The organism is Geodermatophilus sp. SYSU D00710 (assembly GCF_054050195.1).
Window position 1 is genome coordinate 37,273 of sequence record NZ_JBJGYX010000033.1, and the last position, 12,741, is coordinate 50,013.

10 protein-coding genes are annotated in these 12,741 nt (G+C 76.4%); 7 read left to right on the forward strand and 3 right to left on the reverse strand.

The window, feature by feature from the left end:
• Window positions 1-251 precede the first annotated feature (251 nt).
• Window positions 252-1,106, reverse strand: a complete 855-nt coding sequence (locus ACI78U_RS15580) for a DNA-formamidopyrimidine glycosylase family protein (protein WP_456876242.1) — start codon at window positions 1,104-1,106, stop codon at window positions 252-254.
• Between the two features lie 99 nt (window positions 1,107-1,205).
• Here ACI78U_RS15580 and ACI78U_RS15585 point away from each other — a divergent pair, with 99 nt between their 5' ends.
• Complete coding sequence (locus ACI78U_RS15585; RefSeq protein ID WP_456876243.1) at window positions 1,206-1,796, forward strand: antibiotic biosynthesis monooxygenase; 591 nt, start codon at window positions 1,206-1,208, stop codon at window positions 1,794-1,796.
• Between the two features lie 27 nt (window positions 1,797-1,823).
• Here ACI78U_RS15585 and ACI78U_RS15590 read toward each other — a convergent pair whose 3' ends face one another.
• Window positions 1,824-2,630 carry a cold-shock protein gene (locus ACI78U_RS15590; RefSeq protein WP_456876244.1) on the reverse strand — a complete coding sequence of 269 codons (807 nt, stop codon included), beginning with the start codon at window positions 2,628-2,630 and terminating at the stop codon, window positions 1,824-1,826.
• An 82-nt stretch (window positions 2,631-2,712) separates the two neighbouring features.
• Window positions 2,713-7,332: an ATP-dependent helicase gene (locus ACI78U_RS15595; RefSeq protein ID WP_456876245.1), complete on the reverse strand. Its 4,620-nt coding sequence runs from the start codon at window positions 7,330-7,332 to the stop codon at window positions 2,713-2,715.
• Window positions 7,333-7,435: 103 nt separating this feature from the next.
• Here ACI78U_RS15595 and ACI78U_RS15600 point away from each other — a divergent pair, with 103 nt between their 5' ends.
• The 6 genes from ACI78U_RS15600 (at window position 7,436) to recA (ending at window position 12,517) form a co-directional block, all read left to right on the forward strand.
• The gene (locus tag ACI78U_RS15600) at window positions 7,436-8,581 is read left to right on the forward strand and encodes an acyl-CoA dehydrogenase family protein (protein WP_456876246.1); all 1,146 of its coding nucleotides are present in this window, start codon (window positions 7,436-7,438) and stop codon (window positions 8,579-8,581) included.
• The gene (locus tag ACI78U_RS15605) at window positions 8,578-9,819 is read left to right on the forward strand and encodes an MFS transporter (protein WP_456876247.1); all 1,242 of its coding nucleotides are present in this window, start codon (window positions 8,578-8,580) and stop codon (window positions 9,817-9,819) included. Before ACI78U_RS15600 ends, ACI78U_RS15605 begins: the two co-directional genes overlap by 4 nt.
• Window positions 9,820-9,989: 170 nt before the next feature.
• Window positions 9,990-10,457 (forward strand): MarR family winged helix-turn-helix transcriptional regulator, encoded by a 468-nt coding sequence (locus tag ACI78U_RS15610; protein ID WP_456876248.1) that lies wholly within the window; start codon window positions 9,990-9,992, stop codon window positions 10,455-10,457.
• On the forward strand, window positions 10,454-11,089 hold the full coding sequence (locus tag ACI78U_RS15615; protein WP_456876249.1) for a hypothetical protein: 636 nt from the start codon (window positions 10,454-10,456) through the stop codon (window positions 11,087-11,089). Before ACI78U_RS15610 ends, ACI78U_RS15615 begins: the two co-directional genes overlap by 4 nt.
• Window positions 11,090-11,098: 9 nt before the next feature.
• Window positions 11,099-11,293 carry a DUF3046 domain-containing protein gene (locus tag ACI78U_RS15620; RefSeq protein WP_456876250.1) on the forward strand — a complete coding sequence of 65 codons (195 nt, stop codon included), beginning with the start codon at window positions 11,099-11,101 and terminating at the stop codon, window positions 11,291-11,293.
• Window positions 11,294-11,485: 192 nt separating this feature from the next.
• Window positions 11,486-12,517 (forward strand): recombinase RecA, encoded by a 1,032-nt coding sequence (recA, locus tag ACI78U_RS15625; protein ID WP_456876251.1) that lies wholly within the window; start codon window positions 11,486-11,488, stop codon window positions 12,515-12,517.
• Window positions 12,518-12,741 lie beyond the last annotated feature (224 nt).

Here is a 12,741-nt window from a genome sequence, read left to right on the forward strand (position 1 = left end):
AGGACCAGTGATCGTCGAGGTGGTGGGAGGCGCCGACGAGCGTCCCGAGGTGCGGGGGGGGGGGGGGGGGGGCGGGGGGGGGCGGCGGCGGGCCCTGCGCCGCGCCCCCCCCCCCCAGGCCCCCCCCCCCCTCCCCCACCCCCCCCCCCGCCCCCCCCAGCACCCCCACCCCCCCCCCACCCCCCCGAAAACCCCATCGGCCCGGCCCCGCGGGGCCCCGCCCCCCCCGGGGGCCCGGGCCCCCGACGCGTTCAGTGGGCGTTGGCGAGCGGCGGCGGGCGGCCGGGCTCGCCGGTGCGGGCCGCGGGGTCGACCGGGGCGTCGGTGGCCTGGCAGGTCGGGCACCAGTAGGTGATCCGCTCCTGCAGGTCCGGCCCCTGGTCGCCGCGCAGGACCGGCGTGCCGCAGCGGTAGCAGGGCTTGTCCTTGCGGCCGTACACCCAGTGGTCACGGCCGCGGCGCAGGTCGCCGGTGGTGCTCTGCTCGGGCCGGTCGCGGTTGGCCAGCATCAGCGCGCGGGTGCGCTCGACGAGCCCGGGGAGGTCCTCGACGTCGGCCACCCGCATCCACGGGTGCACCCCGCAGACGAACAGGCCCTCGACCTTGTACAGGTTGCCCGGCCCGCACAGGTTGCGCTGGTCGAGGACAGCGACGCCGATCTGCTCGTCGGGGTGCGACCGCAGCCGGCGGAGGGCCTCCTCGAGGTCCCAGTCCGGGCCGAGGACGTCGGGGCCGAGGTGGCCGACGACGGAGTCCTCGTCCGCGGTGCGGACCAGCGCGACGTCGTGCAGCCGGTAGCCGACGCAGTCCCACCGGTCGGTGGCCAGGATCGCCCGGATCGAGAACGCCGGCCCGCCGCGCCACCGGGCACCCTTGCGGTAGATGTGCCAGCTGCCGTCCATCCGGTAGTGGGTGCGCAGCGTCCAGCCGTCGGTGAACCGGGTCAGCATGTGCTTGCCGCGGGGGACCACCTCGCTGACCGTGCGGCCGGTCAGGTCGGTCGCGGCCAGCTGCGGCACCCGGAGCTCGCCGCGGCGCAGCGTCTGGCCGGCCAGCGCGCTGTCCATCCGCTTGGCCGCCAGCCAGACGGTGTCTCCCTCGGGCACGTCCTCCAGTGTCCCCGGTGCGCATCGGCGCTGCTGGAGGGCGAGGGAGGTCACCCCGCGGGCGGGAAGCGCCGTGCGCCCGGACGCGCTGAACCTGCCGTGCAGCGACGTCCCGACCCCAGCGACACGGCCGTCTCCCCCGAGCACGTGACCGGGGTGGCCGAGCCGGTCACGGTGACCGTCGCCCGCGACGTCCGCGGCGACCACCGGACGGCGTTCGAGCAGTGGGCGGGTGAGGTCCTCGGCCTGGCCGAGCGGTTCCCCGGCAACCTCGGCACCAGCCTGCTCCGCCCCGGTCCCGGCTCGACGCGGTACCACCTGGTCTACCGCTTCGCCGACGGCGAGTCGCTGGCCCGCTGGGAGCGCTCGGCGGAGCGTCAGGCGGCCCTCGCGCGGGTCGCACACCTCTCCGACGGCGCCGACTACGCCCGCGTCGCCGGACTCGACAGCTTCTTCACCGCGCTGACCCCGCCGCGGCCGGGCCCGCGCTGGCGGCTCACGGTGCTGACCATCGCCGCCGTCTTCGGCATCACGCTGGCCTTCCAGCTGCTGGTGGCCCCGCACGTCGCGTCGTGGCCGCTGCCGCTGCGGCTGCTGCTGTCGGCCACGGTGGTCGTCGTGCTGCTCGGCCAGGTGGTCATGCCGCGGCTGACCCGCTGGTTCGCCCCCTGGCTGCGCGCCCGCCGCTGACCGCCGGCTCCCGGACGGAGTGCCCGCCTAGTCGAGAGGGCGGACGCCGCTCGCGCTCGTGCCGCGCGCCCCGGAGGTGCGGGTGAACGAGACCCGCTGGCCCTCCTCGAGCTCGCGGTAGCCGCCGTCGTCCTCGATCTCGGAGTAGTGCACGAAGACGTCGTCGCCGCCGTCGTCGGGGGTGATGAACCCGAAGCCCTTGTCGGGGTTGAACCACTGCACGGTGCCCTCGGCGTCCCCGCCGGAGTCCCCGCCGCGCGGAGCGCGGGCCGGCCGCTGGTCGCGGCTGCCCCGGTCGTCACGGCGGTCGCGCGGCGCGGGCCGGTCGTAGCCGCCGCGACGCGGGGTCGACGGCAGCAGCCGCACGGAGTCGGCCTGCAGTCCGCGGTTGCCCTCGACGAGCTCGAACTCGACCCGGTCGCCCTCCTCGAGGTCGCCGCCGCGGGTCACCGCGGAGACGTGCACGAAGACGTCCTCGGGGACGATGAAGCCGAACCCGCGGTCGGCGTCGAAGCGCGCCACGGTGCCCTGGACGACGATGCCGCGGGGCGCGCGGCTCCCCCCGGAGCGGCCGCGGTCGTCCCGCGACCCGCCGCGGTCGTCGCGACGGCCGCCGCGCGGGGCGCCGCCGGTCGGGCGCACCCGCTCGGCCTGCGGACCACGCGGCCCGTCGGCGGCGTCGTACTCGACCGGCTGACCCTCGTCGAGGGAGCGGAACCCCCCGGTGTCCTCGATGGCCGAGAAGTGGACGAAGACGTCGTCCCCGCCGTCCTGCGGCTCGATGAACCCGAAGCCCTTGTCCGCGTCGAACCAGCGGACCGTGCCGGCTGCCATGTCTGTTCCCTCATCCCTCACGACTGCGACGGTCCACGGTACGCGCGGTGGCGCGGACGCCGGTCGGCCAGCCGCCGGAGGGTCACCCGCGCAGGCGCAGCCCCCGTGGGGTGGCGGCGAACCCGGCGGCCTGCAACGCGGACGACAGCGGGGTGTCCTGGTGCACCGAGGCGCCGTCGGCCTTCTGCACGACCATCCGCCCCAGCGCTCCGGCCGCGACCGCGCCCGACAGCGCGGTGGCCGCCTCCTTGAGCGTCTGCTCGTCCTCGGTGAACGACAGCAGCGACTTGCCGCCGCGCTCCACGTAGAGCACCAGGCCGCCGTCGACCAGCACCACCAGCGCCCCGGCCTTGCGCCCGGCGCGGTGCCCGCCGCCTCGCCGGCCACCCGCGCCGGTGCCCTCGCCGACGTCGACCGCCACCTGCGCCGCCGGGGGATCGGCGGGGTCGCCGTCGGCCGGGCCGCCGCGCTCGGGCCACGGCAGCGCCGCGCCGTAGACGTTGGCCGGGTCGGTGGCCGCGAGCACCACCGCGCCCTCGGGGGCCCGGTCGGGGGAGGCGAACGCCCGCAGCCGGTCGACAGAGCCGGGGGTGCCGAACTGCGCGGCGCCGAGGGTCTCGACGAAGTAGCCGCGCCGGGCCCGGTTGTTCTCCTCGAACGCGCGCAGCACGGGGTAGACGGCGGAGAAGCCGCCGGGCACCTGCTCGGCCATCACGGCGCCGCGGGTGAGCACGCCGTGCCGCTCCAGCAGCGCCTCGGCGCGGGCGGTGGTGCGCCGGGTCGGGTTGGGCTCGCGCTCGGGCAGCCGCGACCACCGGCCGGCGACCGTGGGCGGCCCGGTGCGGGTGGGCATCGCCGGGCGGCCGAGCCGCGGACGGCCGTAGCGGGTGCGGTCGACCCGGGCCCGTGGCGGTGCCGGGGCCCGCTTGTGCGTGCCGCCGCCGGCCAGCCGGGTGCGCAGCGGGGCGAGGGTGTCGTTGGTGAGCAGCCCGGCCCACACCAGGTCCCAGACGACGTCGGCGAGCGCGGTGTCGTCGGTGGAGCCGACCAGGTCGGACAGTCCGCGGAAGAACACCGCCTGCCCGGCGGCGAGCTGCTCGAGGACGGCGAACGCGACGCCGCCCTCCTCCGGCGGCTCGACGACGTCGGGGAGCAGCAGCGGCGCGAGGTCGGCGGGCACCAGGCTCACCCAGCCGTCGCCGCCGGGCAGCCCGCCGGCGCCGGCCCACAGCACCTCGCCGGCGCTGGTGAGCTCGTCGAGCATCGCAGGGGAGTAGTCGCGGACCCGGCCGCGCAGCACCAGCGTCTCCAGCGCGCTGGCCGGGACGAGGGCGCCGGCCAGCTGCTCGACGACGGCGAGGACGCCGTCGACGCCGCGCATCCGGCTGCCCACCGACTGCCAGGACGGGGTGAACCGCGCCAGCGTGCCGATGGGCACCGGCTCCACCTCCTGGCGCAGCTTGGCCAGGCTGCGGCGGCGCACCGAGCGCAGCACCTCGGCGTCGCACCACTCCTGGCCGCTGCCGCCGGGACGGAACTCGCCGGTGACCAGCCGGCCGGTGCCGACCAGCCGCTGCAGGGTGGCGGTGACGACCGCGACGCCGAGGCCGAGCCGGGTGGCCACCTCGGCGGGCTGGAACGGGCCGTGGGTGCGGGCGTAGCGGCCGACCAGGTCGCCCAGCGGGTCGGCGACCGGCTCGGTGAACGCCTCGGGCACGCCGACGGGCAGCGCGGTGCCCAGGGCGTCGCGCAGCCGGCCGGCGTCCTCGATGGCGACGTACCGCTCCTGGCCGGCGATCCGCACGACGATCGCCCGCCGCGACGCGACCAGTTCCTCCAGCCACCCGGCGGGCACGCCGCGGGGCGCCGCCTCGGCCGCGGTGAGGTCGCCCAGCAGCCGCAGCAGGTCGCCGGCGCCGTCGACGTCGCGGGGGTGCCGCTCGGCGGGCAGCCGCTGCAGCTCGCGCTCGACCTCGGCCAGCGCCTCGGCGTCGAGCAGCTCGCGCAGCTCCGAGCGGCCCAGCAGCTCGGCGAGCAGGCCGGTGTCGAGGGCCAGCGCCTGCGCCCGGCGCTCGGCCAGCGGGGCGTCGCCCTCGTAGAGGAACTGCCCGACGTAGCCGAACAGCAGCGACTGCGCGAACGGCGAGGCCGCCTGCGTCTGGACGTCGACCACCCGCACCCGCCGCGAGCGGACGTCGCGCATCAGCTCCACCAGGCCCGGCACGTCGTAGACGTCCTGCAGCACCTCGCGGGCCGCCTCGAGGGTGATGGGGAAGCTCGAGAAGTCGCTGGCCACGCTCAGCAGCTGCGCGGCGCGCTGCCGCTGCTGCCACAGCGGGGTGCGCCGGCGCGGGTCGCGGCGGGGGAGCAGCAGCGCGCGGGCGGCGCACTCGCGGAACCGGCTGGCGAACAGCGCCGAGCTGCCGACCTCGGCGGTCACCTCGCGCTCGACGTCGTCGGGGTCGAGGACGGCGAGGTCGGCCTCCGGCGGCTCGCCGGTGGTGTCGGGCAGTCGCAGCACGATGCCGTCGTCGGAGTGCATGGAGGCGACGTCGACGCCGTGGCGCTCGCGCAGCCGGGCGGCGAGCACCAGCGCCCACGGGGCGTTGACCTGCGCGCCGAAGGGGGAGTGCACGACCAGCCGCCAGTCGCCGAGCTCGTCGCGGAACCGCTCGACCAGCAGCGTGCGGTCGTCGGGCAGGTGGCCGGTGGCCGCCTTCTGCTCGGCGAGGTAGGCGAGCAGGTTGGCCGCGCCCCAGTCGTCGAGGCCGGCGGCCTGCGCCCGTTCCCGGCCCCGCTCCGGCGTCGCGGAGCCGACCTCGCGCAGGAAGGCGCCCAGCGCCCGGCCCAGCTCCAGCGGCCGGCCGGGGGCGTCGCCGTGCCAGAACGGCATCTTCCCGGGCTGGCCGGGCGCGGGGGAGACGAGCACCCGGTCGTGGGTGATCTCCTCGATGCGCCACGAGGAGGAGCCGAGCAGGAAGACGTCGCCCACCCGGGACTCGTAGACCATCTCCTCGTCGAGCTCGCCCACCCGGCGCCCGCCCGACCCCTCGCCGCCGACGAGGAAGACGCCGAACAGGCCGCGGTCGGGGATGGTGCCGCCGCTGGTGACCGCCAGCCGCTGCGCGCCGGCGCGCGCGGTGAGGGTGTCGGTGACCCGGTCCCAGGTCAGCCGGGGGCGCAGCTCGGCGAAGGCGTCGGAGGGGTAGCGCCCGGCGAGCATGTCGAGGACGGCGTGCAGCGCGGAGTCGGGCAGGCCGGAGAACGGCGCCGAGCGGCGCAGCAGGGCGCCGACCTCCTCCACCGTGCGCGGGCCCTCCGACACGATCGCGACGACCTGCTGGGCGAGCACGTCGAGCGGGTTGCGCAGGTACCGGATCGACTCGATCGCGCCGGCCTTCATCCGCTCGGCGACCAGCGCGCACTGCACCAGGTCGCCGCGGTACTTGGGGAACAGCACGCCCCGGCTGACCGCGCCGACCTGGTGCCCCGCCCGGCCCACCCGCTGCAGGCCGGCCGCGACCGTGGGCGGGGCCTCCACCTGGACGACGAGGTCGACCGAGCCCATGTCGATGCCGAGCTCGAGCGACGACGTCGCCACCACCGCCGGCAGCCGCCCGGACTTCAGCGCCTCCTCCACGACCGCCCGCTGCTCCCGCGACACCGACCCGTGGTGGGCGGCGGCGACCGGCCGCACGCCCTCGGGCACCCCGCCCCCCGAGCCGGCCTGGGCCATGAGCGCCGCGGCGTTGGTGCCCGGCGGGACGGTCTCGCCGGTGGCCCGCTCGTAGGCCATCTCGTTGAGCCGGCTGGTCAGCCGCTCGGCCAGCCGGCGGGAGTTGGCGAACACGATCGTGCTGCGGTGGGCCGCCACCAGGTCGAGCACCCGCTCCTCGACCGCCGGCCAGATCGACGCCCGCGGCTGGTCGCCGGCCGCCGACCCGTCGAGCTCGCCGGTGGGCTGGCCCAGCTGGCTCATGTCCTCGACCGGGACGACGACCGACAGGTCCCACTCCTTGGCCGACGGCGGCTGCACGACCCGCACCGGGCGCCCGCCGGCGAGGAAGGTGGCGACCTCCTCGATCGGGCGGACCGTGGCCGACAGGCCGATCCGCTGCGCGGGCCGCTCGAGCAGCTCGTCGAGCCGGTCGAGGGAGACCGCCAGGTGCGCACCGCGCTTGCTGTCGGTGACCGCGTGGACCTCGTCGACGATCACCGTCTCGACGCCGCGCAGCGCCTCCCGTGCCGCGCTGGTGAGCAGCAGGAACAGCGACTCGGGGGTGGTGATGAGGATGTCGGTGGGGCGGCGGGTGAACGCCCGCCGCTCGTCGGCCGGGGTGTCGCCCGAGCGGATCCCGACCGAGATCTCCGGCCGGGGCAGGCCCAGCCGCATCGCCGCCTGGCCGATGCCCGTCAGCGGGGCGCGCAGGTTGCGCTCGACGTCGACGGCCAGCGCCTTGAGCGGGGAGACGTAGAGGACGCGGCAGCGGCGGCTCTCGTCGTCCGGCGGCGTGCTGGTCAGCCGGTCGAGCGACCACAGGAACGCCGCCAGCGTCTTGCCCGACCCGGTGGGGGCGACGACGAGGGCGTGCTCGCCGCTGCTGATGGCCTCCCAGGCGCCCTCCTGGGCGGCCGTGGGCTCGGCGAAGGCGCCGGTGAACCAGGCCCGCGTGGGCGCGGAGAACCGGTCGAGAGCGGGCACGTCCCCAGTGTCCCCGGGGGTACGACAGTCCGCTGGCCTGCGGGGACGCCACCGGCCCGCGGGGTCGCCCGATCCGGTGGTGGCGTGCGGCACACTGCCGGGCATGCGCACCTCCCTCTACGAGGCCGGGCACGAGGACTTCCGGCAGACCGTCCGCACGTTCCTCGAGAAGAACGTCGCCCCCCACCACGACCAGTGGGAGCGCGACGGGATCGTGCCGCGCGAGGTGTGGCTGGCCGGCGGCGAGCAGGGCCTGCTCGGGATGGACGTCGACGAGCGCTTCGGCGGCGGCGGGGTGCGCGACTTCCGCTACAACGCCGTCCTCGACGAGGAGGTCACCCGGATCGGCGCCAGCGGCCTGGGCTTCGGGCTGCACAACGACGTCGTCGCCCCCTACCTGCGCGACCTGTGCACCGAGGAGCAGGCGCAGCGCTGGCTGCCCGGCTTCTGCCGCGGCGAGCTGATCACGGCGATCGCGATGACCGAGCCGGGCACCGGCAGCGACCTGCAGGCCATCCGCACCACCGCCCGCCGCGACGGCGACTCCTGGGTGCTCACCGGCGCCAAGACGTTCATCACCAACGGCATCAACGCCGACCTGGTGGTCGTGGTGGCGCGCACCGACCCCGACGCCCCCGGCGCCAGGGGCACCAGCCTGCTCGTCGTCGAACGGGGCATGCCCGGCTTCACCCGCGGCCGCAACCTCGAGAAGGTCGGTCTCAAGGCCCAGGACACCGCCGAGCTGTTCTTCGACGAGGTGCGCGTGCCGGCGGAGAACCTGCTCGGCACCGAGAACCGCGGCTTCGCCCACCTCATGGACAACCTGCCGCAGGAGCGGCTGTCCATCGCCGTCGGCGCGGTCGCCGCCTGCGAGACGGTGCTCGCCCGGACCCTCGAGTACGTGACCGGCCGGACCGCCTTCGGCCGGCCGGTCGGCAGCTTCCAGCACAGCCGGTTCGTCCTCGCCGAGCTGCACACCGAGACGACGATCGCGCGCACCTTCGTCGACGAGTGCATCCGGCAGCTGGGCACCGGCGAGCTGACCGCCGTCGACGCCGCCATGGCCAAGTACTGGACGAGCGAGCTGCAGAACAAGGTCGCCGACCGCTGCCTGCAGCTGCACGGCGGCTACGGCTACATGGACGAGTACCCGGTGTCGAAGGCCTGGCGCGACGCCCGCGTGCAGTCGATCTACGGCGGCACCAACGAGATCATGCGGGAGATCATCGGCCGCTCGCTGGGACTGTGACCACGCAGGCGGGCCCCGACGTCGGACGGGTCCAGCGGCGCACGGTCGGCGTGCTGTCCGGCGCGGTGGCGCTGGCCGGGCTCGGGGTCACCGTGGGCATCACCATCGGCGGCCTGCTGGCCCGCGAGGTGGCCGGCAGCGACGCCGCGGCCGGCCTCGGGCAGACCGCGGGCGTCCTCGGTGCCGCGGTGCTCGCCGTCCCACTGGCCCGGCTCTCCGACCGCTCCGGCCGGCGTGCCGGGCTGGCCGCCGGGTACGCCGTCGCCGTCGGCGGTGCGCTGCTGACCGTGCTCGCGGCCGCCCTGTCGTCCCTGGCGCTGCTGCTGGCCGGGCTGTTCGCCGCCGGCGCCGCCACCGCCTGCGGCCTGCAGGCGCGCTACGCCGCCGCCGACCTGGCCGCACCCGAGCGGCGCGGCCGCGACCTGTCCCTGGTCGTCTGGGCGACGACGGTCGGCTCGGTCCTCGGCCCCAACCTCGCCGCGCCCGGCGCCGACCTGGGCCGCGCGCTCGGCCTGCCCGCGCTCGGCGGCGGCTTCGCCGTCTGCGCGCTCGTCTTCGCCCTCGTCGCGGTCGGCCTGCTGGCCGGGCTGCGGCCCGACCCGCTGCTGCTCGCGCGCCGGTTGCGCGGGCCGGCCGACGGCGGGCCGGCGCGCGGCCGCACGCGCACGGCGCTGGCCGAGGTCTGGCGCGCACCCGACGGGCGGCTGGGACTGGTCGCCGTCGTGGTCTCCCACTCCGTGATGGTCGGCGTCATGGTCATGACGCCGGTGCACATGGGGCACGCCGCTCACGACGACGCGACGACGCTGCGGCTGGTCGGCGTGGTCATCAGCGTGCACGTCGCCGGGATGTACCTGTTCTCACCGCTGGTCGGCTGGCTCGCCGACCGGGCCGGACGCCGGGTGACGGTCGCCGTCGGCGCCGGCCTGCTGCTGGCCGCCGCCGCGATCGCCGGCACCGCCCCACCGGAGGCCGCGGGCCGGCTCGGCGTCGGCCTGCTGCTGCTCGGGGTGGGCTGGTCGTGCGGGCTGATCGCCGGCTCGACGCTGGTCACGGAGTCGGTGCCCGCGGAGAGCCGGCCGACGGCCCAGGGCGGCACCGACCTGCTCATGGGGCTGGGCGCGGCGGTCGCCGGCGCCGCCGGGGGGCCGCTGCTGGCCGGCGGCGGCTACGGCCTGGTGGCGGGCGTGTCGGCGGCGCTCGTGCTGCCGCTGGCGCTGGTGTGGGCCCGGCGCTGAGCGGTCAGCGGCCGCGCAGGTTGCGCCAGAGCAGCACCAGCGTCACGACGAGGCACAGCGCGATGCCGATCTCCAGGACGGTGTCCCAGGTCGCCGAACCGGTGGTGGGGAACACGCCTCCAGGATAGTCCGTGTATCGTGAAGCCACTTCACGGTGAAGGGGGCTCACGATGACCGCCGACGACGCACGGGTGGCGGCCCTGGACCGCGTGCTCGAGCTGACCGTGCTCCTCGGGCGGGACATGACGGCCTCCCTCGCCGCCTCCGGCCTCACCGTCGCCCGCACCACGCTGCTGTGGCACCTGCGCGCCGCCGGACCGAGCACCCAGCGCGCGCTGGCCGACGCCCTCGGGGTGAGCGCCCGCAACGTGACCGGCCTGGTCGACGGGCTGGTCGCGGCCGGGCTGGTGACCCGCGAGCCGCACCCGGCCGACCGCCGGGCCGCCCTGGTCACCCCCACCGCACGCGGGCAGGCGCTGCTCGACGAGCTGGCGCGCGGCCAGGCCGAGCTGGCCGGCCAGCTCTTCGGCGGGCTGCCGGCCGACCGGCTCGGCGGGCTGGTGGCCGCGCTCGACGACGTCCTGGAACGGCTGCGGGCGCTGGTCCCGCACGGGGCCGCCGCGGAGGAGGGCCGGTGACCGCCCGCGGGCTGCTGCGCGCCGCGGTCACCGCCGAGGCCGGCGTCTGGCGCAGCCTGGGGCGCTGGGTCCGCCGCCGGCCCGACGTGCCGGCCGGGGCCGACGCCTTCCCCTACGCCTCGGCGGCGGCGCCGGTGCTGTGGACCTTCATCGTGCTGTCGGCGGTCGAGATCCCCCTGGTCGACTGGCTGCTGCCCTGGCCCTCGCTGCGGATCGCGCTGCTGGTCGTCGGCGTCTACGGGCTGCTCTGGATGGTGGGCCTGCTCGCGGCGATGCGCGTGCACCCGCACACCGTCGACGACGGCGGTCTGCGCGTGCGGTCGGGGTGGTCGGTCGACGTCCGCGTGCGGTGGGAGGAGATCGCCGCCGTCCGGGTGCGCCGGCGCAGCGTCGAGGGCTCCCGCACGGTCGTCGTCGCCGAGGAGGGCGGCCGGCGCGCGGTGTCGGTCGCCGTCCTCTCCTCCACCCAGGTCGACGTCGAGCTGCGGGCGCCGCTGGTGCTGCCGCTGGCGCGCACCGGCGGCCGGCCGGTCGACGAGCTGCGGCTGGCCGCCGACGACCCCGCGGCGCTGGTCCGGCGGCTGCGGGCCGGGCTGGCCCACCACGCCGCCGCCGAGGAGGACGCGCGCTAGCGTCGGGGCGTGCGCCTGCAGGAGTTCTGGTCCCGGCTCGACGAGCAGTTCGGGTCGATGCGGGCGCAGAGCGTGGCGCGCGACCACGTCTTCGCCGCGCTCGGCGGGCGGACGGCCGTCGACGCCATCGAGGCGGGGCTGCCGGTGCGGCGGGTCTGGCTGGCGATCTGCGAGGAGTACGACGTCCCGCCGCGGGAGCGCTGAGCCGGTCGGAGCCGGGCGACGGCGTGTCGCTCGACTCGAACACGTGTTCGTCCTACAGTGGCGGACGCGTCCACAGGGGGGTCGTCCCTCCACAGGCCGAGCCGGTCACCGGAAAGTGTCGGACCCCCGGCCTACCGTCGCCTCCGACACCGCTCCGACTCCACGACACGCGACTTCCCGAAGGTGAGCAGCATGGCAACGCTGGACCGCGACAAGGCCCTCGACATGGCCCTCGCCCAGATCGACAAGCAGTTCGGCAAGGGCTCGGTCATGCGCCTGGGCGACAGCGCCGCCCAGGCGATCAAGGTCATCCCGACCGGCTCGATCGCGCTCGACATCGCGCTGGGCATCGGCGGCCTGCCGCGCGGCCGCGTCATCGAGGTCTACGGCCCGGAGGCCTCCGGCAAGACCACGGTCGCCCTGCACGCGGTGGCCAACGCCCAGGCCGCCGGCGGCATCGCGGCCTTCATCGACGCCGAGCACGCCCTCGACCCGGAGTACGCCCGGGCCATCGGCGTGGACACCGACGCGCTGCTGGTCAGCCAGCCCGACACCGGTGAGCAGGCGCTGGAGATCGCCGACATGCTCATCCGCTCCGGCGCGCTCGACATCATCGTCATCGACTCCGTGGCGGCCCTCGTGCCCCGCGCCGAGATCGAGGGCGAGATGGGCGACAGCCACGTCGGTCTGCAGGCCCGCCTCATGAGCCAGGCGCTGCGCAAGATCACCGGTGCGCTGAACAACTCCGGCACCACCGCGATCTTCATCAACCAGCTGCGCGAGAAGGTCGGCATCGTCTACGGCTCGCCCGAGGTCACCACCGGTGGGCGCGCCCTGAAGTTCTACTCGTCGGTCCGCCTCGACGTCCGCCGCATCGAGACCCTGAAGCAGGGCACCGAGGCGGTCGGCAGCCGGGTACGGGTCAAGGTCGTCAAGAACAAGGTCGCCGCACCCTTCAAGCAGGCCGAGCTCGACCTGCTGTGGGGTCAGGGCTTCAGCCGCGAGGGCGGCCTGATCGACGCCGGCGTCGAGCACGGCTTCATCCGCAAGTCCGGCGCCTGGTACACGTACGAGGGCGACCAGCTCGGCCAGGGCAAGGAGAACGTCCGGGCCTTCCTCCGTGACAACCCCGACCTCGCCGACGAGATCGAGAAGAAGGTCAAGGAGAAGCTGGGCGTCGGTGCCACGCTCGACGCGCCGGCCGCCGACCCGGCCGACTTCTGAGCGACTCCGTGACCGGCTGGTCAGGCTCGCTCTCCGAGGAGATCGACCCCGAGCAGTCCGGCCGGCGCGGCCGCGGGACCCGTCCGTCGGGTGCCGGCGGCCGCGCCGGCCGCCCCCGGGGGGGGGGGGGGGGGGGGGCCCGCCCCGCCCCCCCCCCCCCCCCCCCCGCAACACCCCCCCCCCCCCCCCCCCCCCCCCCCGGACCCAACAAAACAACCCCCGCC

Bases quoted from the DNA above. Each gene is read 5' to 3' on its own strand.
- ACI78U_RS15590 (WP_456876244.1), bottom strand. From the start codon at position 2,630: ATGGCAGCCGGCACGGTCCGCTGGTTCGACGCGGACAAGGGCTTCGGG.
- ACI78U_RS15600 (WP_456876246.1), top strand. From the start codon at position 7,436: ATGCGCACCTCCCTCTACGAGGCCGGGCACGAGGACTTCCGGCAGACC.
- ACI78U_RS15610 (WP_456876248.1), top strand. From the start codon at position 9,990: ATGACCGCCGACGACGCACGGGTGGCGGCCCTGGACCGCGTGCTCGAG.
- recA (WP_456876251.1), top strand. From the start codon at position 11,486: ATGGCAACGCTGGACCGCGACAAGGCCCTCGACATGGCCCTCGCCCAG.